Annotated in this window: 16 protein-coding genes and 1 tRNA gene; 8 read left to right on the forward strand and 9 right to left on the reverse strand. The window is 36.4% G+C overall.

Annotated features, from left to right (window positions below; translation table 11 throughout):
* Window positions 1-9: 9 nt before the first annotated feature.
* A complete protein-coding gene (locus ACT9TX_RS03635; protein WP_481336846.1) occupies window positions 10-951 on the forward strand; it encodes a CsgG/HfaB family protein in 942 nt (313 codons plus the stop codon).
* 198 nt (window positions 952-1,149) lie between these two features.
* Here ACT9TX_RS03635 and ACT9TX_RS03640 read toward each other — a convergent pair whose 3' ends face one another.
* From ACT9TX_RS03640 to ACT9TX_RS03655, 4 genes are all read right to left on the reverse strand, one after another.
* On the reverse strand, window positions 1,150-1,560 hold the full coding sequence (locus ACT9TX_RS03640) for a hypothetical protein (RefSeq protein WP_481336847.1): 411 nt from the start codon (window positions 1,558-1,560) through the stop codon (window positions 1,150-1,152).
* Window positions 1,561-1,673: 113 nt separating this feature from the next.
* Window positions 1,674-2,174 carry a hypothetical protein gene (locus ACT9TX_RS03645; protein WP_481336848.1) on the reverse strand — a complete coding sequence of 167 codons (501 nt, stop codon included), beginning with the start codon at window positions 2,172-2,174 and terminating at the stop codon, window positions 1,674-1,676.
* A 220-nt stretch (window positions 2,175-2,394) separates the two neighbouring features.
* Window positions 2,395-4,233, reverse strand: a complete 1,839-nt coding sequence (locus tag ACT9TX_RS03650; protein ID WP_481336849.1) for a T9SS type A sorting domain-containing protein — start codon at window positions 4,231-4,233, stop codon at window positions 2,395-2,397.
* 343 nt (window positions 4,234-4,576) lie between these two features.
* Window positions 4,577-8,902, reverse strand: coding sequence for an Ig-like domain-containing protein (locus tag ACT9TX_RS03655; RefSeq protein WP_481336850.1), 4,326 nt, complete (start codon window positions 8,900-8,902; stop codon window positions 4,577-4,579).
* Window positions 8,903-9,231: 329 nt separating this feature from the next.
* On the opposite strand from ACT9TX_RS03655, the gene ACT9TX_RS03660 reads away from it, so the two are divergent.
* The gene (locus ACT9TX_RS03660; protein ID WP_481336851.1) at window positions 9,232-12,129 is read left to right on the forward strand and encodes a ligand-binding sensor domain-containing protein; all 2,898 of its coding nucleotides are present in this window, start codon (window positions 9,232-9,234) and stop codon (window positions 12,127-12,129) included.
* A gap of 296 nt (window positions 12,130-12,425) precedes the next feature.
* Here ACT9TX_RS03660 and ACT9TX_RS03665 read toward each other — a convergent pair whose 3' ends face one another.
* The 5 genes from ACT9TX_RS03665 to ACT9TX_RS03685 form a co-directional block, all read right to left on the reverse strand.
* The gene (locus ACT9TX_RS03665) at window positions 12,426-13,754 is read right to left on the reverse strand and encodes an MATE family efflux transporter (RefSeq protein ID WP_481336852.1); all 1,329 of its coding nucleotides are present in this window, start codon (window positions 13,752-13,754) and stop codon (window positions 12,426-12,428) included.
* 66 nt (window positions 13,755-13,820) lie between these two features.
* Window positions 13,821-14,468: an NAD(P)H-binding protein gene (locus tag ACT9TX_RS03670; protein WP_481336853.1), complete on the reverse strand. Its 648-nt coding sequence runs from the start codon at window positions 14,466-14,468 to the stop codon at window positions 13,821-13,823.
* Between the two features lie 3 nt (window positions 14,469-14,471).
* Window positions 14,472-15,041: a DUF1543 domain-containing protein gene (locus tag ACT9TX_RS03675; protein WP_481336854.1), complete on the reverse strand. Its 570-nt coding sequence runs from the start codon at window positions 15,039-15,041 to the stop codon at window positions 14,472-14,474.
* Between the two features lie 96 nt (window positions 15,042-15,137).
* Window positions 15,138-15,222 (reverse strand) — tRNA-Ser (locus tag ACT9TX_RS03680).
* A 252-nt stretch (window positions 15,223-15,474) separates the two neighbouring features.
* A complete protein-coding gene (locus ACT9TX_RS03685) occupies window positions 15,475-16,191 on the reverse strand; it encodes an SDR family oxidoreductase (RefSeq protein ID WP_481336855.1) in 717 nt (238 codons plus the stop codon).
* A gap of 172 nt (window positions 16,192-16,363) precedes the next feature.
* Here ACT9TX_RS03685 and ACT9TX_RS03690 point away from each other — a divergent pair, with 172 nt between their 5' ends.
* From ACT9TX_RS03690 to ACT9TX_RS03715, 6 genes are all read left to right on the forward strand, one after another.
* Window positions 16,364-17,854 carry a cryptochrome/photolyase family protein gene (locus tag ACT9TX_RS03690; RefSeq protein ID WP_481336856.1) on the forward strand — a complete coding sequence of 497 codons (1,491 nt, stop codon included), beginning with the start codon at window positions 16,364-16,366 and terminating at the stop codon, window positions 17,852-17,854.
* A 2-nt stretch (window positions 17,855-17,856) separates the two neighbouring features.
* Window positions 17,857-19,038 (forward strand): FAD-binding domain-containing protein, encoded by a 1,182-nt coding sequence (locus ACT9TX_RS03695; protein WP_481336857.1) that lies wholly within the window; start codon window positions 17,857-17,859, stop codon window positions 19,036-19,038.
* A gap of 63 nt (window positions 19,039-19,101) precedes the next feature.
* A complete protein-coding gene (locus ACT9TX_RS03700) occupies window positions 19,102-19,614 on the forward strand; it encodes a TlpA family protein disulfide reductase (protein WP_481336858.1) in 513 nt (170 codons plus the stop codon).
* 491 nt (window positions 19,615-20,105) lie between these two features.
* Window positions 20,106-20,693: a hypothetical protein gene (locus ACT9TX_RS03705; protein ID WP_481336859.1), complete on the forward strand. Its 588-nt coding sequence runs from the start codon at window positions 20,106-20,108 to the stop codon at window positions 20,691-20,693.
* Between the two features lie 641 nt (window positions 20,694-21,334).
* The gene (locus tag ACT9TX_RS03710; protein WP_481336860.1) at window positions 21,335-22,132 is read left to right on the forward strand and encodes a sensor histidine kinase; all 798 of its coding nucleotides are present in this window, start codon (window positions 21,335-21,337) and stop codon (window positions 22,130-22,132) included.
* 3 nt (window positions 22,133-22,135) lie between these two features.
* On the forward strand, window positions 22,136-22,792 hold the full coding sequence (locus ACT9TX_RS03715; RefSeq protein ID WP_481336861.1) for a response regulator: 657 nt from the start codon (window positions 22,136-22,138) through the stop codon (window positions 22,790-22,792).
* The last annotated feature ends 252 nt before the right edge of the window (window positions 22,793-23,044 follow it).

The following is a 23,044-nucleotide window of genomic DNA, read 5'->3' on the forward strand; positions in this document are numbered from 1 at the left end:
ATTAAAACCATGAAAAAAATATTAATTGCTTTAAGCTGCTTAATCAGTTGCTACACTTTTGCCCAAAAAGATGTAAAAACAAGTTTTGAAGAGGTAAAAGCACAGTGTGCTAATTTGCCGCTAAATAAACGAGTGCGTATAACTGTTGCCCGCTTTTCGGTTACTACAACTGCACCTGAGGAATTTGGGGGCAACCTTGCTACCATGCTTACCAACGCCTTACAAGGCACCAACTGCTACAATGTGCTAGAGAGCCTTAAAAACAAAGCAAACATGAATGATGAGATAGACTATGGTGAAGGCGGCTATGCCAAAAAAACAGCGGCACCTAAAAAAGGCAAGCAACTTGGGGCACAAGTAGTGGTAACTGGTGAAGTAACTGAATACAATAACAAAAGCAATGGTGTAAGGGTAGGCTTAATAAAAGTAGGTAGCAATAAAGCAAAAATTGGTTTTATACTTAAAATGATAAACCCAGAAACAAGAGAAGTATTGTATTCACAATCTATTAATGTTGAGGGTAAAACAGGCGCAGCAACAGAGTTTGGCGCATTTGGCATCAATGCTATTAGTGCTGTTTCTAGCGACCCTGCTGTTGCCAATGCTTGTGAACAGGGTATCATAAAAGCTGTTGAGTTTTTGGCATCGAAAAAAGATTCTTTGAACCTACCAACTGCCAATACTGTTTTAAATAATGCTACAGCCGCCAACGAAACAGAAGTGATATTATCCAATGCCAACTATACAACTTTTAATGCTTTTGCTACCGTTTTAGCAACTATACCAGTTTTTAAGTCAGTAGAAAAAACACTAAAATCTGGCGTAGCTATTTATACAGTAACACATACTGGCACAGCAGATAATCTTCTAACCGAAATTAATAAGCGCATTTTTAACAAATACGAGGTCACAGGTTTTGAAGACGGGAAAATTGAATTGAAAGTAAAATAAATACCCGCTAATAGTTTTTAATCTCTTAATTATCCAACCGTCAAAAGTTTCATACTTTGACGGTTTTTATTTGCCCCTTATGAGCCAGATAATTACCTATATGCTCAGAAAGCTAAAAATTAATAGCTTGATAACTAAATAAAACAACAAAGCCCACCAATAATTGTGGGCTTTGTACAATAACCAAAGGATTTTAAGCTACAAAGCAGCTTTACGTGTGGCAACAGCGGCTAAAAGCACATCCGCTTCGGCAATTTGTAAATCGATACAAGCGAGTGTGTAGGCTCTGTCTAGCAAGGCTACAGGGCCAGTATCATCTTTACGCTTGCTTAATACAGATTGGCGCCACTCTAACTTTTTCTTTCTAGATACATTTTCTTTTTTGGTATCGCCATCTGGCAATGCCGCAATTACAATGTCTAAAGCCGAAAGCTCTGCATCATTAGCCGCCATTTCTGCCGCTACTGATACCGAATCTTCCGAAGTGTTTTCTTGTTGGCGCAACTGCACCGTTTTACTGTACGCTAAATCCTTTTTTTCTTTTTGCAACACTTCTGTTAGTGTGTCGCAGTCTGCTGCTGTTTTCAGCAATGTTACATCGTAGGCCATGATTATTCAGTTTAAGAGTTATTGAATAATCGAATGTATTAACTACCCTTATTCAGTTGTTATATAGAAATGTTAAACAGTATGATTTATGATAATTTTAAGTTAATGAAAATCTAAAGCGGTGATAGTAGCGGTAATAGTGCGGCAGCTTCAGTTTCTAGCGCATCAATTTTTACCTGCAATAATTGTTGCTGTGCTGTGCCGCAGGTAGCTAGTTTTTCTTTAGCATCATTTGCCAATATTTCTAACCATAATAGCTGCGCAGGGGTGGCATTTGGTAGTGCTTTGGGTAAATGTGTAGCTACTGTAATAGCATTGCAGCATTGTTGGTATTGCTGCCTTAGCTTTTCTAGCTTACGTTGTGTGCTGGCTATTTGCAGTAAACAATCTTTATAACGATTTTCTAAAGGCTTTGTGTCATTGTCTTCATCTACCCTTACTGGTGCTTGCAATAAACAAATCTCTATTTGGCTAATAGTAAGCAAAGCCTCTGTAGGCAAGCTACGTTGGTGTATTTCAGCCATCGACAATTGACTCATACTGACATTTAAAAATTCAGCAAATGCTTGTTGCGTAACCCCCATTTTTTCTCGTGTAGATAATTCGCCTCTCATTTTGTGGTAAAATTACAGTTTAACCAAATTTACCACAAAATTGTGGTAAAAAAATTGTGGTAATTGATTTACCACAGAAAAATTATCACAAAAATTGAACCGCAACATGTTTTAAAGGCCTGTGGGGTTTCTCCACAATAAAAAAAGGCATAAAGCTTTTAATCGCTTTATGCCTTTGAAGGGTTTAGTTAAAGTGAGCCTTGTTTTTCTTAAATCGGTATTAATCTACCAAAACCTTGCTTGATTTTACAGTGCCACCATCTTTTAATACTAAGAAATAGTTGCCTTTTGCAATGTCAGATACAGAGATTTGGATATTACTATTAGATTGTTGATTTGTAAGTGGTATCGTTTTTAGCGTTTTACCATCAATATTTACTAAGCTTAAACTTGCTTTGCTAGACTGAATAGTTTGTAGCGCTACAGTAATTTTAGCTTTTACTGGGTTAGGATAAAAAGAGAATACCACCGCATCGTTACCTGCAAAATTTACTAATGCAGTTGTAGAATAGGCTTGCTTACCATCGTTGTCAACTTGTTTAAGACGATAGTAATTCACGCCACTTAATGGGGTTATATCTAATGTAGAATAATTACCAGCACCAGTTGCATTTACAAATTGTATTTGCGCCCAAGCAACACCATCGGCACTGCGCTCTACTGCAAAACCTTTATTGTTTAATTCAGACAAAGTTCTCCAGCTTAATTGCGCTGTATTACCAGCTTTTACAGCTGTAAACTCTGCCAAAGCTACTGGTAAAGTAGTAACTGCACTTAAGTACACATTGTCAAAATATACAGTAGCACTTGACCCAACAAATAACATTTGTGATAGATTGGCTTTAGTATCTAAGCCAGTAAAACTAGATAACGGAATGTTGTAGCTTGTCCAAGTACCTGGTGTAGGCGCTGGTGATAATACATATTCAATTGAGTTTTTATCGTCACCACCACCATCATAAGCATTGTTAGCACCAAAGTCTACCCATTTTATTTTCAATGGTGAAGCGTTAGGTGTCCAAATATCTACGTGCATAAAGTTCATCGCAGTTGCATTGATAGAATTAGCACCTGTAAACTCAATACCAGAAAATACTAGGTTAGAATACTTTTTAGTATCATTACTAGCAATAACCGTATCTGAAACATCTGCATTATCCCAACTTGCAGACCAAGTATCAATTGTTCTATTGGTGTATGCATTACTATATAAAGAGATAACACTACCTGATGGTGTGCTAGGTGTAGGTGCTGCAGTAGATGGTGGATTGAAGCCAACAACCAAGCTAGCTGTAGTGCTACCAGCGTCGTAACTACCATTTGCAGCTTGAGAAGCAGTAATTACAGCAGTACCACTACCAATAATGGTAACAGTATTACCAGAAATAGTAGCTACATCTGTATTGCCACTGCTATATGTGAACGCACCCGCACTATTGCTTGTAGGCGCAGTAATGGTAAATGGTGCATCACCTAATTTTTTATTACTAGGCACCGTAAAACCTGTAATAGTTGGTAAGGTAGCATTTGTCCAGAAATAGATATTATCTAGATAAACAGTAGGGCCACCAAAAGGTGTACTTACAAATTTGAATTGTATTAGGTTGTTTTTTGCTGGTGTTGTATAGCTAGTTAAAGGAATATCTATTGATTTCCAACCTGAAGCAGTAGGCGTAACGGTAACAGCTTGTTCTACAGGGCCAGGTGAAATTAAAAATACATCGAAAGCTGTACAGTCAGATGTCCAAATGTCTAGGTGCAAGTTAGTCATAGAACTTACATTAATTGGAGATGCAAATTGTACACCTTGGTAGTTAATATTGGCATACTTGCGAATATTATTACCACTAATGTTAATTTCTGAAGCTGTCGCAAAACCAGATTGAGACCAGTTAGGATTAAAATCTGTACCACTTAAACTTGTGTAGGCGTCGCTGTAAATAGAAATTACATTGGCAGAATTACGTGTAGGTGGTGTAGGTGCATTTGTGGTAGGTTGTGCAAATGCTTGGCAAATGCTTAACCCAAACAACAAAAGAAGAGAGTAACGTTTTTTCATTTGTAACTGTTTTTGAATTTAATGATTAAATAATCACGTCATCCATCTAACTGAGCAACAGCTATTGGCAATAATCTAGCAATCGTTTTTTCAGAGAGATTTCGTACCTGAAATACATTGGTAAAACTACATCTGATGAAATTGCTGTTAACATTTACAACCACTTCAACACTACATCAGTAAAGCAAAAAACAAGCGTTTTAAGCCTACAAAAGGTATCTCATTACTACATCAATCAGTTTTTACCCTCATATTATTTGTAAACAATACCGTAGTTACAAACAAAAAGTCTCAGTTACTTTCACAACTGAGACTTTTTAGCTAACTAAAATTGAAAACTATTTTACTGCACCAATATTTTTACTGGTGAAAAACCTTCTACTTTTAATAGATACAAGCCTTTAGCCATGGTATTAGATAATGGTAGATTAATGGTATTAGCTAAAGCAGGTAATGTATTATCTAACAATACTTTTCCTTGCATAGATAGTATTTGCATTTTCAAATGACTTGCATTTGTACCATTCAATACAATTTGCAAGCGATTATTGGTAACAGGATTAGGAAAAACACGTAATGATGTAGCCAAATTGCCTACTACAATAGACTTTACTTCAAATACAGTGGGTTTACCGTCTTTATCTACCTGCGTTAAGCGATAATAATTAATGCCACTAGCTGGTGCATTGTCTTTTACTTGGTAATTTTTAGCACTATTTGAGTTGCCATTTGCGAATACAGTAGCAAGTGTGGTAAAATTGCGACCATCAATACTTTTTTCTACCGTAAAATAATTGTTGTTGATTTCAGTAGCTGTAGCCCAATTGATAGCAACGGTAGATGGATTGATTAAAGCCACATTATAACTACTTAACACAACTGGTAAAGCCGTTAAACAAACCGTACCTACTGTATAACTATGTGGATTAGCAGCAGAATTTCTCTCGCCGCCTGTAGGCACACCATACGTAAAGTAAATGCTACAAACGGTACCATTAGCTATGGCTTTGGTAAATCTAAAATCTGGCCCTACAGCTGTCATTTGGTAACCAGGATAACCACCAGCAGCACCTTCTCTTACATAAATCAAAGCACTATTGCTACCTAAAATTGGTGTTAGTGGATGGAAAACAAAAGTAACATTACCGCCATTGGTTTCTGCTTTATAGCTATAATCACCATTGGCAGATGTGGCACAATAGCCTGTAGAATTATCTAAGCTTACACTTATTTTCACTTCAGATGAAGTAGTTGATAACGTACTATTATCAGTAGCTTTTGCCGTAAGGCTATAATTACCAGCTATCACATTATTCCAATTAATAGTGTATGGGCTTGAAGTAGCAGTACCTATTAAAGTAGCGCCATTATAAAATTCTACTTTACTAATAGTACCATCTGTATCTAAAGCATTGGCAGTTATGGTAATATTTGCTAGTTCTGTATAAGTTGCATTATTACTTGGTGATGTAATGCTTACTGTAGGTGGTGTACCTGTAATACCAGTACAATTTGCACCAACCGTATAACTATGTGGGCTTGCAGAAGAATTACGTTCGCCAGCAGGTGGTGTTTGGTAAGTAAAGTAAAAACTAACAGGTGTACCACTTGTGATGGTTTTGGTAAAAATAAAATCGGTACCAGAGGCTGACATGGCATAGCCAGGATAACCACCTGTTAAACCTTCACGCACATAAATTAAAGCATAAGCACAACCAGCAATTGGCGTTAATGGATGCATAGTAAACGTAACTACGTTGCCTACGGTAACGGCTTTATATTCATAGTCACCATTGGCAGCAGTACCACAGTAGCCATTTGTATTAGGTGCATTTACCACAATATTTACAGTACTAGAGGTTGTAGTAAGATTGGTATTATCTACTGCTTTTGCTGTAAGTGCATAACTACCAGCAGCAACATTAGCCCAAGTGAAGCTATACGGGCTAGTTGTAGATGTACCTAGCAATGTAGCACCACTATAGAACTCTACCCTACTTACAGTACCATCACCATCAGCTGCTGTAGCGGTAATTGTTACGCTTGCGGGTGCCGTAAAATTGGCTGCATCTGTAGGTGAAGTAATACTTACCGTAGGCGCACCTGCCACGCATTGCGTACCCACTACGTAACTATGAGGATCTGTACTTGAATTTCTTTCGCCACCTGCGGGTACATTGTATGAAAAATAGAAACTTGTGTTTGTGCCATTGGCAATGGCTTGGCTATATGTAAAATCGCTACCAGAAGCCGTCATATTATAACCAGGATAAGCACCACTTGTACCAGGACGCACATAAATAATGGCAGACGCACTACCTGTTATTGGGCTTAGTGGATGAAATTTAAAATATACTGTACCAGCATCTGTAAATACTTCATAACTATAATCGCCACTTACAGCAGTACCTACACATGGCAGTTTAGATACAGTAATAGTTACCCCATCAGATGTAGTTGTGTTACCATCATTATCAGTAGCCACAGCAGTAATGATATAAGTACCAAGTGGTACATTGGTCCAATTAAAACTATAAGGGCTTGTGGTAGAAGTACCAAGCAATGTAGTACCGTTATAAAACGCCACTTGCGTTACCGTACCATTTGCATCAGCAGCGGTTGCAGCAATATTAATAGTTGCTGGCGGTAAAAAATTAGCATTATTACTAGGTGATGTAATACTAACAGTAGGTTTTATAGGGTTTGTTACAGTAATATTCACAGCAGAAGATGTTGTGGTAAGCCCACCATTATCGATTGCTTTTGCTGTAATGGCATAATTACCTGCTGTATTTATTGTTCCTGTAAAACTATAAGGGCTTGTGGTAGAAGTACCAAGTAATGTACTGCCATTGTAAAACGCTATTTTATAAATACCACCATCAGCATCAGTGGCATTGGCAGTTATGGTTACCGTTGCAGGTGTTAAAAAACTTGCATTATTTGCTGGTGCAGTAATGCTTACACTTGGTGCTACATTATTTGCATTCGATACAAAAACAATCACAGTAGCTGAAGTAGTTACAGCACCTTCATTATCTGTTGCTTTAGCTATTAAAGAATCTACACCGTTTGCAGGATTGTTCCAAACAAAAGTGTAAGGGCTTGTAGTAGCAGTACCTATTAAAGTACTGCCTTTATAAAAGTCTACTTTCGTTACACTACCATTGACATCAGCAGCATTGGCCGTAATGGTAATGCTACTTGGTGCATTAAAAATAGTATTTGCCGTAGGCGAAGTAATGGCTACTGTGGGTGCAGGATTTTGAGAAACACCACCTGAGAAATAGATATTATCGAAGTAAAAATCTGCCGTGCTTGTTGCAGGATCACCAGCAAACATAAACGCACCTTTTACCGAAAATAAATCGATATTATTACCAATGTTGGGATTATTAAAATCTGCAACAGGTATAGTTACTTCGTGCCAATTGCCATCTCGTACCAAGCCATATTTTGTAGTGCCGGCAGCAAAATTTAACCATGTTTCACCGTGGCCAGTATTTAGCCCAATTTTAAACTGCCCTGTATAACTTGTTTTAAAATGAAACTTTAAAGAGCCAGTTGCAAAGCCATTCAAGTTCACATAATTATTAGAAACCCCCATACCAAACCAATTGCCACTTGCAGCTCTTACAGCTAATAAATTGTTGCCTTCATAAGGTGCTGCATTAGTAATGTTGGTTAAGTTATTCCAATAATATAGCGTAGCATTGGTAGCATAATTTAGTGAATCTGCTACGGGTGTTGTTTCTGTGAGTACACCAAAATTACCACTCTTAGCACTGTTATTACCTACATACAATTCATCACCCGGATTTTGATACAGCTTTACATAATCAACATACATTTTGCCTGGCAAAGGCGCAGTAATGCCATTCGCATTGTAAATACCTACATATTGGCCACCAACTGCTAAATTCATCAATAAAAAATGTGGATTGTGAAACTCGCTCAAATTAGCAGCAGCACCACCACTAATATCAAAACTATAATACTCTACATTGTCTAAATACATTTTAATGTATTGGCTCGTCCATACCATTTTGTACAAATGATAGTCGGCTGATAAATCTACTGCCGCATCGGTGTATTGCACATTGTATTGATGACCACCACTTGCATCGCTCCAATGCGCTGCTGAACTGATTCGTTTATTACCTACAAAAGCAGCTAGTGCAGCAGAAGAACCTGCTTCCATCATATCTATTTCACCAATAGATGGCCAACTTGCACCAACCGTACCAAGCGTCCAAAAGGCTGGCCACAGACCATTGGTCATGCTAGGTAGCTTTATTCTTGCCTCAATAGTGCCATATTTAAAATGTATTCTGCCTTCAGTTTTAATTCTACCAGAGGTAAATGCACTATTGGCAAAATTTTCTTTTATCGCTGCAATCACCAAATTACCATTTTCTGTAAACACATTTTGCGATCTACTAGTATAATATTCTAGCTCTGAATTGCCCCAACCATAACCAGCTGCTCGCTGACTGCCATCCCCAAAATCATACGTCCACACATTGGGATTAATACCAGATGAATCGAAATTTTCTTGCCATACTAAAGTTTGTGCCTTGCTTTGTTGCCAACCAAAAACGGTGAATAAACTAAAAAGTAATAAACGCAGAACACTTTTGGTAACCTTGGTAAAATTGAGACAAAGCATATGGCTGTTTTTGTATAAAAAAGTAACATCACCACTACATTTTATAATGGCTGTCAAATTGAAAAGGAAAAAGCAAGAGTAGTAAGTCAATAATACTTAGGGAGAAAAAAGGGCAATCGTTGTAATTTAAGGCAAGCTTTACTACGCAATTATTTTCTAATAATTTGTGAAGTGAAACTATCGCTATCTACATCTATACACTAATATTTTGCTACAACATTACTACATCAAATAAGCGTAAAAAAGCTATTTTCAGTACAACTTTAGCTACCTCACAACTACGTCACAGTAAATTTTATACTTTCACATCTTAAACGAGTGTACTTGCAATGAAAAAACTACTAATAGCGTTGTGCTTTCCTATTGCTGCTTTTTGCCAAAATACAATTGGCTTACCAGATATTATTAATTATACTAAACAAACCTATAATGCAGGTTTACAAAACTGGGATATTCAACAAGATAAAAACGGCATTATTTACTGTGCCAATAACGAAGGCTTACTCACATTTGATGGCAAAAACTGGAACGTTTATCCTTTACCCAATAAAACTAATGTACGTTCAGTAGCTATTGGCAGCGATAATAAAGTATATATTGGTGGTCAAGATGAAATAGGCTATTTCTCACCTACTAAAAATGGGTTACTACAATACACAGCCTTAACACAATTAATTCCTGCTAAAGACCGAGCTTTTGGTGATGTTTGGGATATTGTAACAGTAAAAAACAATATCTTCTTTCGCTCAGTAAATAAAATATTCAAGTTTAATGGCCAAAGTTTTGAAACATTTAAAGCCCCTAACGAATGGGCTTATTTAGGTATTTGCAATAATGTATTGTATGCACAAGATTATAAGCTTGGTATCATGACGTTTACCAATAATATTTGGCAGCCATTATTTGCTACCAATATTTTAGCCAATAACGATCCAATTACAGCCATTTTACCCGCAACAGGCGATAGCATTTTAGTTACCACGCTTAAAAATGGTATGTATTTGCTTTCTCGTAATCAATTGACTAAACTTACCACAAGTAACGACCAATTGTTTAAAAACGATCGTATTTATGCCGCTACAAAAGTTACGCAACAGTACACGGCTTTAGCTACCAATAATAATGGTGTCTATATTGTTGACTTAAAAGGCAATATCATTCAGCGTTTTTCTAAAACTGAAGGTTTGCAAAACAATAATGTGCTCAATATTTTCCTTGATAATCAAAGCAATTTGTGGCTTGGGCTTGACAATGGTATAGACTTAATTGCCTACAACAGCGCTATTAAACACATTGCACCTGCCTTACAAAATGGCTCAGGCTATGCAGCCATCATTAACGATAACAGATTATACATTGGCACTTCAAACGGCTTGTATAGCGTACCACTTGAAAATAGTATTAAAGATATTAGCTTTAGCAAAGGGAATTTCTCATTGGTTAGCAACACATTTGGGCAAACTTGGGGACTTTCTTCTATAAATAACCAATTACTACTTGGCCACCATGAAGGTGCTTTTACCATCACTAACAACAGCCTACAAAGCATTTCGCCCAATAGCGGCTACTGGAATTTTACACCTACCTCTGCTACTTTTCCTACCAAGCAAATGATTGCAGGTAATTACCGAGGCATTTCGTTTTTTGATTATAACAATGGCAAGTTTACAGAAACATTGCAAGTACCAGATTTTCACGAATCTTCTCGCTTTTTTGCCATAGATAACAACGACCATATTTGGGTATCGCACCCTTACCATGGTGTGTATCGTATTGTAAAAAATACCAACAGCTCATTTACCAATACTAGTTTTGGTACGCAACAAGGCTTGCCATCTTTATTAAACAACCATGTATTTAAAGTAAAAAACGAGGTGGTTATTGCCACTGAAAAAGGCGTTTACAACTATAATGCAGCTAAAAACACGTTTGAACCTTCGGCATTTTACAAAAAGCTGTTAGGCGACCAAAGTATTCGCTACCTGAAAGAAGACCAGTCTGGCAATGTGTGGTTTATTCATGAGAAAACGCTTGGTGTGCTTGACTTTTCGGGTAAAGAACCGATGTTGATTTACCTACCTGAACTGAGTAATAAAATGCTTAGTGGCTTCGAATTTATTTACCCAGTAAATGATAATAATATTTTTCTTGGTGGCGAAAATGGCTTCTTTAATATTAACTACGAAAAATACAAAAGCAATTTACCAAAACTGCAAGTACAAATAAGGGCTGTAAAAATTATTGACAAACGAGATAGCCTCATTTTTGGGGGCTATTTTAAAGATGTGAACGAGGCGCAAATTCAGGATGCAAGCGCTATACCGAGTATTAAAAGTAATTGGAAAACCATTCATTTAGAATTTGCTTCTACCCTATTTGGCTACCAAAGTAATCTTACTTACAGCTACCGCCTCAAAGGTTTTGACGATACCTGGAGCGAATGGACCAACAGAACCGAGAAAGAATACACCAATTTACCCGAAGGCAAATACACATTTGAAGTAAAAGTTCGTAGTAATTTGGGCAACGAATCTGCTGTTTCAGCTTATACATTTACCATTTTACCACCTTGGTATGCAAGTATTTGGGCAAAATTATTTTACCTCATTCTTTTGGGCACTGCCATCTATTATTTTAATAAATGGCAGCATAAGCGTTTTGATAAAAGGCAAGCAATAGCTAAAGAAGAACAAAAACGCCAACTGTACATTAGTGAATTAGAGCTTAGCAAAACTGAAAGTGCATTAGTAGCGCTTCGTAACGAAAAACTAGAAGCAGATATTAATTTCAAGAACTCAGAATTGGCATCTTCTGCCATGCACTTGGTAAAAAAAGGCGAGTTATTAACCAAGATAAAAAGCGAACTCACCCATATTATGAAAGGGCTTGATAATACACAGGCCATTGCAGAAATAAAAAAGCTCATCAAATCGCTAAGTGAAGATGATAATATGGATAAAGAATGGGAACATTTTAGCAAGCATTTTGATAAAGTGCACAGCGACTTTTTGGTAGAACTAAAAGAAAAACACCCAACCATTACGCCTAATGAGCTAAAACTAAGTGCCTATTTACGTATGAATTTATCTACCAAAGAAATAGCCCAACTGATGAATATTTCAGTACGCGGTGTAGAAATAAGCCGCTACAGACTACGTAAAAAGCTAGAATTACCATCAGAAACGAGCTTGTTTGACTATTTAATTGGTATTCAAGGGAAGGTGTAGTGGGTGCTAAAAGCAACGTTACCCATTTTACCCACCACGTTGCCCTAAAGAATCACTACGTCACTAGCTGGACGCATCACGTTGTACACAAGCGCCACCTCGTTATCCATTTGCGAAGCTACGTTACCCTTTTGCGCTGCCACGTTGACATTTTGCCCTACTACGTTATGCTTTCGCCGAGCTACGTTGTGCGTTTGAGGGTCATTTTGACGTAACGTAGTGTTTCAAGAGCATTACATTGCTCGTCATAGAGCCTTCATATAAGCTAGTGTACTATTATTTGCCAGAAAAATTGCTTACACAAAGCTATTTTTTATGTTTTTAAAGAAGCGATGGTTTAACAAAATGGAAGAAACAGATAACCCAACCACCAAACCAATCCAAATACCAGCTGCACCCATATTGTAGGTAAATGCCAATATGTACCCAACAGGAATACCAATTACCCAATAAGCAATAGCTACGTAAATGGTTGGTCGCACAACATCTTTAATACCACGACACAAGCCTACACCTATGGCTTGCGTAGCATCAGATATTTGAAAAACCGCTGCATAAAACAGTAACATCGTAGAAGTAGTAACCACAGCGGCATCATTTGTAAAAATATAAGGCAAATATTTACCCAAAGCAATTAACAATAACCCAGAAATTGCACCGTACAACAAGCCACCAATAGCAGTGCTTTTGCCAATAGCAGCAATAGCCGATGCATTACCACGGCCATACGCATCGCTCACACGTATAGAACCTGCCATAGAAAACCCAAGCGACGCCATAAAAGTGGTAGAAGCACAGTTTAATGCCACCTGATGCGATGCCTGCTGAACCGCACCAAGCCAGCCCACCATAATGCCAGAAATGGAAAAAGCACCTGCTTCCATACAGTATTGCAGGCTACTTGGTATGCCTAGTTTTAGCATCTCTTGTATAGTACTTAGTTTTACTTGCCAGGCTTGCTTGCGCAATTGTATGTACTGTGTAAATAATGGATGCTTTATTACCACCGCTATCATGGCGATAGCTAGTAAAATTCTAGAAATAAGCGTAGCCAAGCCTGCACCATCTATACCCAAAGCAGGCATACCTAAATTACCATAAATAAATACCCAACACAAAAACGCATTTATCGGCAATGAAATGATGGATAAAATCATGGCCGTTTTGGTAAATTGTAAAGCATCTGTAAACTGTTTGGTAGCCAAAAACACCATCATAGGCAGTAAAGAATAGCCCATAATAATGAGGTAGTTTTTTGCCAATGCAGCCACCGCAGGTTCTTGCCCCATATGGTCTACATACAAAGCCAGCAAATGCACTGTTACAGCCAACACCGCACCTGCCACTATACTCAATACCCAGCCATTAAACAATACGTGAGATGATTTTTGGAAATCGTTTTTGCCATTGGCAATAGCTACCAAAGGTGTAATGGCAATCATTAATCCCATACCTATCACCAAAGGAATAGCCACCACATTAGACACCAAAGAAGCCGCTGCTAATTCTTGATAGCCCAATCTACCAATCATGGCTGTATCTATTAAACCGTAAGCAACCTGCGTTAAATTACCCAATATTAAAGGGATGGCAATTTTTAGTGTTGCCCTAAATGCCTGCATCATCATAAGTGGGTAAAAATAGTGGTGTTTGCCTTACGGCAAAGTATAAACATGGTTATCAAACTGTTTCTAAGCCCTAATATCAGCGTTTTCGTAAATGGTTTTTGTGCCGCCATCAAAGCCAATAGCTACCATTTTAGCAGCTAGTTGCACCGATGTTACACCCACATTTGGGTAAATTTTCACCATTATTTTATACAGTCTGCGCATCCATAAATACATACTATTTGGCTCTTTACGAGGCGTTACTGGATAAATATAACCTGGTCTAAAAATGTATGTATGGGCAAATTGTAATGCCAATAATTGATTTTCAGCGATGCCTTTTGCTTTGGCAAATAATATCTTACTTTTTTCGGTGCTATCAGCGCCTTGACCACTTAATAAGCAAAACGTGGCACTCGTATTTTGTTCTCGCAAAGCTTTAGCAAAGGCAATGGTATAATCAATGGTTATAGCATTAAACTCAGCCGCAGGCACCTGACCAGTGTACACACCAATGCAGTAAAAGCAAATATCTTGCTGTTGCAAATCCGCTGTAATAGCAGTATAATCTGTGAAATTATCATGCACCACATTTACCAACTTAGGGTGTTGCAATGCCAAAGGCTTTCTAGTAATGCAAGTTACTTGCGCCACATCTGCCCTATTTAAACACATATCTACAATCAAACTACCAATCATGCCATTAGCACCAGTAATTATTACCTTTTTCATCCGTTACAGTTTATCAAGTTTATAGTAGCCTAAATGCAATTCATCAGCGGTAGTGTTGGTTGTTGGCTGTATTGCAAGGCTGTATTTTTTCTTTAGCGCCTTCGGCAAAATGTCTTTAATCTCAAACACATCATCCACATCAATACCATACTTATCATCAATATGCGATGGTGCACCTGCAAAGCCAGTGTGCTTATAAAAAGCCGTTTGCTTGGCTTGCGCAATGGCAGCATCTTTACTAGTTGCTACTACCAACATTTTATAATGAAATTCGTCAAACTCGCCACGCTTATAACCGCCTAAATTGATAAAGAAGAGCTTGTTAGGTTGGTCAGCAATTACCTCTGATTTTTCTACCACCGAAATCTCAAAACCATCTACAAAGGTGACGGTTCTAAAAGCATCTACATGAATAATACCTTTCGCTTCTGGCCAAAACTCAAGGATTTGTGGCACCAATGCTTTAGGGTTTTCGCCTATGGCAAATAGAATATCATGCTGTTCGGTAAATCGGCCACTTGGGCGACAACCGAGCAACAACATGTAAAGTTTTAAGTCTGGTAAAGCAAACACAACGATGTAGTTTTAATGAGGTGTAAATATCTGTAGTTAGAAAATAAAAATCCCTCAAAGTATTACCTTGAGGGATTGAATGTTTTTGTTATTCAGCGGAGAGCGAGGGATTCGAACCCCCGGACCTGTTACAGTCAACAGTTTTCAAGACTGCCGCAATCGACCACTCTGCCAGCTCTCCGCGTGCAAAATAATAGTGCTAGCCTTGAATAGCCAAATAAAACTCTAAAATATTATTTTTTTGTTACCAAAAAATCGCTGAAAGGCTTGCTATACTTAACTTTTATTTTTTCATTTTTTTTAGACAACACCAAAAATCGCCTTTGATATTATTCTAAAAAAGCATTCATTTAAGTGAAAAATGAGACAATTTGCCTACAATAAAAAAGCGAAACAAAGAGTCTCGCTTTCTATTAGAAGTTGTATAAAATTCTCAAATCGCTTGGTGATTAAACGGCTGCAACACCATTTCGCTTACAACACCGCTGACAGGCTGCTGACATAAGAACCAAATAGCTTTAGCTGCTTCTTCAGCCGCTACCATTTTATCACGCTGAACACGCAAATCTATTGTGTCCCAAAAAGGGCTGTCAACACCACCTAAAAATAAATTGGTGATGCGTATATCGGTGCGTTTAATTTCTTCTCTAATGCTTTGCATCATACCTACTAAGCCGTATTTGCTTGCACTATAAGCCGCAGCGCCAGCCATTGGTACTTTGCCCAATACACCAGGAATATTGATAATTAGCCCTTTTTTCACTTCTTTCATTTTTGGCAAAATGGCTTTAACCAAGTAAAAAGAGCCTATTAAATTGGTATTTAACGTTGCTAAAAAATCAGCCGTCGATAAAGTATCCATTGGTTTAATAATACCTATACCTGCAGCATTCACCACAATATCAATGGTGCCGCAAGCCGCTTGAACAGCTGCTACGGTTTCATTTACAGCCGCTTCATTGGCTATATCCATTACAAACAATCTGTCGTAACCAATACCATTTTCTTGTGCAACAACAGCCAGTTTATCGGCACTTCTACCAGTTATGTACACATTTGCACTACTACCATTTAATAGCTTAGTCAACTTGCCACCAATACCGCCTGACGCACCAACCACCAAAACATTTTTACCTTTTAAGGTTTCCATATCTGTATTTTATAAATTAAAATGATTACTTGGTTACAACATTTACAGTAAGAAATTGTTCTAATCAAAATAACCACATAGACACACAGACAGATAGAAACGGTACATACAGTTTTGAAGAATTGCTATTTTACTTTAAGAAAACTATTGTGACTATGTGTAAAGAAATATTATGGAAGTAAGCATTATTTTTCCGCATCAATTATACCAACAGCATCCTGCTTTAGATAAAAAAAGGCCAGTTTATCTAGTTGAAGAATGGTTGTATTTTAAGCAATATCACTTTCATAAACAGAAGCTAGTGTTGCACAGAGCTAGTATGCAGTTCTACAAGCAATACCTTATTCAGCAAGGCTTTGAGGTGCATTATGTTGAAGCTACTGACACCAAATGTGATATTAGAAAATGTGTTGAACACTTGGCTAATACTGGTGTTTCAACAATACATTTTGTAGATGTTGTAGACAATTGGCTGCATAATCGTTTGAAATCTGCAGCGCAGAAACATCAGGTAGAATTGGTAAAATATGTATCGCCAAATTTCATCAATACGCTTGAAGGTGTGAGCGATTTTTTCGACCAAAAACGCACTTATTTTCAAACAGATTTTTACATACATCAGCGTAAGCAGCAGCAAATATTATTAGAACCGAATGGTAAACCACTTGGTGGTAAATGGACTTTTGATGCAGATAACAGAAGTAAATTTCCAAAGGGCGAAGTGATACCAAAATACGATTTACCAACTGATAACCCATTTGTAAAAGAAGCTAAGGCGTATGTTGACAAGCATTTTGCTAAGAACTATGGTGGCTACAGTGCAACACTCGGTAATTCTAATTCGTTTTACCCAACCACATTCAGCGAAGCAGAAATATGGCTTAACCAATTTTTACAAGAGCGCTTTAGTAAGTTTGGTATTTATGAAGATGCTATGGTTGCAACAGCACCTGTTTTGTTTCACAGCGTTTTAACCCCAATGCTTAACATTGACTTGCTACAACCGCAACAAATAATTAGCGCAGCGCTAGATTTGGCAGCAAAAAATGATGTGCCACTTAATTCACTCGAAGGTTTTGTAAGGCAAATAATCGGCTGGCGAGAATTTATACGCATTGTGTACGAACGTGAAGGCAGCAAGCAACGTACACGCAACTATTGGGGCTTCACTCGTAAAATACCTGCAAGTTTTTATGATGGCACTACAGGTATTGTACCAATAGATAACGTGATAAAGAAGGTGCTACAATCTGGTTACAACCATCATATAGAGCGCTTGATGGTGTTGGGCAATTTTATGTTGCTGTGCGAATTTGACCCGAATGAGGTACACCAATGGTTTATGGAAATGTATGTAGATGCTTACGATTGGGTAATGGTACCAAACGTTTATGGTATGACACAATTTGCCGATGGCGGGCTAATGACCACCAAGCCGTACATCAGTGGTAGCAACTATTTGATGAAAATGAGTGACTACCCAAAAGGTAGCTGGCAAGAAATATGGGACGGCCTTTTTTGGCGCTTTATGCATGTGCATCGCAGTTTCTTTTTACAAAACCCAAGGCTTGGTATGCTGGTAGGCACTTTTGACAAAATGAGTGCAGAAAAGCAACAACAACATTTACAAAAAGCAGAAGCATTTTTAAACACATTACAATAGCAATGAGCAAATTAAAACCACACCAACATCCTGAACAAGGTAGTTTTTTTGAAGCTGAAAATATAGCAACTAGCACCATTAATTTTCCTACAAATTACGATGCTATTGTAGAAAGGATACATCAAATTAACCCGAATAAATACGCTAAGTCGAGGAATTTTATTACTGGTGCAGTTACGTATTTATCGCCATATATTTCACGTGGCGTTATTAGTTTACCGCAGGTGAAAGACATTATTGCTAGTAAATTTAAATTCTACGAAAGCGAAAAACTACTACAAGAATTAGCTTGGCGAGAATACTTTCAAAGGCAATGGCAATTTCATGGTGACAAATTATTTACCGATGTAAAACAAGCGCAGCAAAATGTAGCTCACCATAAAATTCCTACTGCCATTATAGAAGCCAAAACAAGAATTGATGGTTTAGATACAGCTATTGAAACCTTGTATGAGACTGGCTATATGCACAACCATTGCAGAATGTACACGGCCATGCTTACTTGTAATGTTGCGCAAGCACATTGGTTGCAGCCTGCAAAATGGTTGTACTATCATTTATTGGATGGCGATTTAGCAAGCAATCATTTTAGCTGGCAATGGGTAGCTGGTAGTTTTAGTAGTAAAAAATACTTTGCCAATCAAGAGAACATTAGCAAATACACCAATAGCAACCAGAAAAACGGCTATCTAGCCACTAGTTACGAAGAAATAGCTACAATGCCTATACCTAAAGTGTTAGAGCCTATTGCAGATTTAGATTTGCAAACAAATTTACCAACCCAATCACCAATACATTTGGATGCGACCTTGCCATTATTAGTTTATAATAGCTACAACTTAGATCCAAATTGGCATAAAGATAAAGATGCAAATAGGGTGCTATTATTAGAACCATCGCATTTTGAAGCCTATCCTATAAGCGATAAGGTGCTAGATTTTGTATTGCAATTAGCAAAAGAAAATGTACCTAATATACAAGTTTTTGTAGGCGAATTTGATGAATTGAAAGCACTCTATAATTCAACTTTAGGGGTAAGCGGTATTTATTACAAAGAACACCCTACAACGCAACACTATCAAGGTATTGAAGACAATAGAGATTGGCTTTGCCCAACAGTAACTGGCTATTTTCCTAGTTTTTTTGCGTATTGGAAAAAAGCAGAAAAAATATTGAGATATTAAGCGAGCAATAATTTTAACAAGAGTTGGTTTGCAAAAGCAATGCATCTCACTTAATTTTATCGCATGAAACAATTAATCACCATTCTTTTAATAGTGATCCCATTTGTAAGTATTTGTCAAAATAACAACTACGACACACTTGCCCCCTATTTAAGAACGAAAAAGATTCCTGAATTTTCTGTATTAGATTGCCATAGTACTAAAGCCGATAGCATTTGGATAAACAATAAAACCTTACCCACAGGCAAGCCTGTGGTATTTGTGTATTTCAGCCCAGAATGTAGCCATTGTGAATATGAAACTGAAGAAATTAAAAAACACATGGACAGCTTAAAAAATGCAACATTTGTGTTTGTAAGCTTCCATCCAATGGAAAAAATAAAAGCCTTTTACGATAAATATGAGTTGGCTAAATATTCAAATATTGTGATGGGCCGAGATCCTCAATATCATATCCCTTCATTTTTTAGAGTTGAGTTTACGCCATTTGTAGCCGTTTACACACCTCAAGGCAATTTTGTAAAAGCCTATAAGCAAGGCGCTGATATGACTGAATTGATAAATTTTGTACAATAATATCAGACTAGAACTAGTATTAAAAAAATGAAGGCGAAACCACGACTGGATTCGCCTTTTTTTACCCCTATAGCCCTAGTAGAAATAAGAAAAGGACTAAAGACATTTAGTTACTTACTATGAAAGAGTGCGACTATAATAGTTAGTATAATTGTATAGACAGTATACTTTGCTAAAAGGAATGTGTATTTATTTTTCATTACTCTGAAATTATAATGTAGCTAATAATTGTTCTCAACCAGCACAAACCTAATACAGAAAATTCGTAAAACTTAAAAGGGATTTCCCTGTGCTTTTTTAGGAAAATCCCTACAAATCTTTGGGAAAATCCCTGTAAATAATTAGGGATTTCCCTGTTAAAAATTAGATATTTCCCGAAAAAAAGTTAGAGATTTTACCCGAAAAAATTAGGGAAATCCCTTTGTGATTAGATTGAAAAAAAAGCGCAATATTGTAGTGAAAACAATTATCCAAAACAAAAAATTGAACCCATGAAAAAAATGATGTACTTAAATTGCATTGCTATGCTTGGCATTGCAATGTTTACCGCTTGTAACAGTAAACCAGAAAATAAAGAAACTCAAAAACTTAGTTTGTCAGAACAAGCACCTATTGATGAAAGTAGTACTTACAATCATGTAATACCTACAGCCTATGCACTTGCTTGTATAAAAGCATACGATAGTATTTATGATGTCAACAATATTTGCAAAAACGAAAAGGCAATTGCAAAAGCATTTACAAAAAGCATTAGCTTTCCAAGACATGTTGATTCTTTAGACATTTCAAAATGGATGGGAAATTTGGCGAAAGATTCTACAACTAAAGATTATATAGGTGTGAGAATAAGATTGGGCATTTATGTAGATCCTAAAGAGAAAATTTTTGGTCTTACTGATAATATTATTACTAAAATAACCGATGTAGACGCAAAAGGAAATAATAAAGTAGGAAGATTAACTGCATTTTTATGGGCATATAAAACAAAGAAAAATACCAGCAATATGAAAGCTACGGCAGATGAGACTGGTGATGAAGATTTAGGTGATCCGTTGAACCTTGGAGATTTACAACCATAATTGCGAAAAATGCATTTAAATTTTTATCATTTAATACAGCTTTTAAGCCTTTTTGTATCAATTATCTTTTACAAAAGGCTTAAAATCTTTTCGCTTAGCTATTTTATTCCCTTACTTCTATTTACTTGCTTTATAGAAGTGTTAGCATCTAACAAAGCAATTTTTGGGTGGACTAGTAATTATTTTATTTACAATACATACCTTCTTATTTCATTACCATTATACTTAATGGTTTATGGAAAAATGATAGCGCTGAATAAAAAAACTAGAATTATTTATGTAATAATCTGTGTACTTTGCGAGGCATTAATCGTTTTAAATTATTGTTTTTTAGAAGGTTGGCGGGTGTTTAATTCATTATCATTGATATTCATAGAGATTTTACAAATAATGTTTTGTTGTTTATTATTAATACAATTAGCCTTAAACGAAAAACAGGATAACCTACCAATTCTAAAGCACCCCTATTTTTGGATAAATGCTTCTACTTTATTATTTAGTCTTGGAACTTTAGTAATATTGGGCTTACAAAAATACATCGCATTTCACCACATAGAAATAGACGGCAAAAGCATATATAGAATTTTTCTACCTATTTTAAATGTCATTTTATATTCAAGTTATACTTATGCATTTATCCTATGCAAGACGCAGCACAACAAAATGTAATTATCACTATTATTGGTATTATTACTGTTCTATTATTTTTAGGAATACTATTTATTGTAATGCTTGTATATTACAGTAACAAAAAAAAGCAGGTTGAAAAAGATAAAATTGCTATGCAACAGCAATTTTCTGAACAAATTTTGAGATCTCAACTTGAGGTTGAAGAACAAACGAGGCATAGAATTTCTCAAGAACTACATGATAATATTGCAGCCCTAGCTTCTGTAATTAATATTAATTTAGGGCTAATAAATAGGCAAAAAACTAATATACTAAAAGAAGAATTGGTAGAAGAAACCAAACACGTTGCAAAGGATTTAATACTAGATGTCAAACATTTATCCATTAGCTTAGATACCAATAGAATTTCTGACGCTACACTTCCTGAAGCTTTAGGCAAAGAAGTAAAACGACTACAAAAACAAGATAGATTTAAGATTGATTTTACCGTTTCTGGTGAAGAAGCAAATATTATTGATACTAAACGTATCATTATATTTCGTATCTGTCAGGAATTGTTACACAATATTGTAAAGCATGCCAAACCCTCAAGAGTAGAAATTGCGATAATTTATTTGCCAAATCAACTACAAATAAATATTAGTGATAATGGAATAGGATTTGATATTGAAGCCGCTAAGCAAAAAATTAATGGCTCTGGCTTAATTAATTTGTACAACCGTGCCATCATATTGGGTGGTAGTTTATATTTGAGGAGTGATGCAGACCTTGGTACGCATTGCACGCTTAAAGTACCAATTACAGCCTAACTAATGATGCAAAAAACTATCCAAATAGCCCTAGCAGACGATCACACACTTTTTAGAAAAGGCCTCATTCGCTTACTAGAATCTTTAGGTCCACTGTATAAAATTATTATAGAAGCTAGTGATGGCAAAGATTTCTCAGAACAGTTACTTACTAGTTCTGCGATACCAGACATTGCAATTTTAGATATAAATATGCCTAATAAAAATGGTTTTGAAACTGTGCAATGGCTAAGTGAAAACTATCCAAACGTAAAAGTTTTAATCATTAGCATGATTGAACGAGAAGAAAGTATTGTAAAGCTTTTGAAGATGGGTGTCAAGGGTTATTTAAGTAAAGATGTAGAACCTGAAGATCTAGAAAAAGCAATTAACTCCATATTACATAAAGGATTTTATTATACCGATTTTATAACAGGAAAATTACTACACAACCTTATTAATAATGATGCCAAAGTGGATGAAACAGTGCTTAGTGAAAAAGACAGAGAGTTATTACAACTACTTAGCTCTGATTTAACTTATAAAGAAATAGCCCAAAAATTAGATGTAACAATAAAAGCAGTTGACTATCAAAGAGACCTACTTTGCAAGCGATTAAACGTTGTATCAAGAGTTGGATTAGCAATATATGCTATAAAAAATTATATTATAGAAGTATAAAAAAGGCCGTTAATAATTACATCAACGGTCTTAAAAGTGGTTAGAGATTAAAATCAACAACCCTTTATGTTACCCCCTAATAGATATCCTTTAGTTTGATACTACAAAAGAATGTGACATTATAGTAACTAGTTTATATCAATAATATCCGCAATAAACTATCTAAATTTCCAATCCTAATACTAATTTACTATCAGAATTCTTCCTAAAAGATTTCATTTGTAAAGCGTGATACATCACTTTGTAAAAGCG

The organism is Parasediminibacterium sp. HNIBRBA5674, from assembly GCF_056745525.1.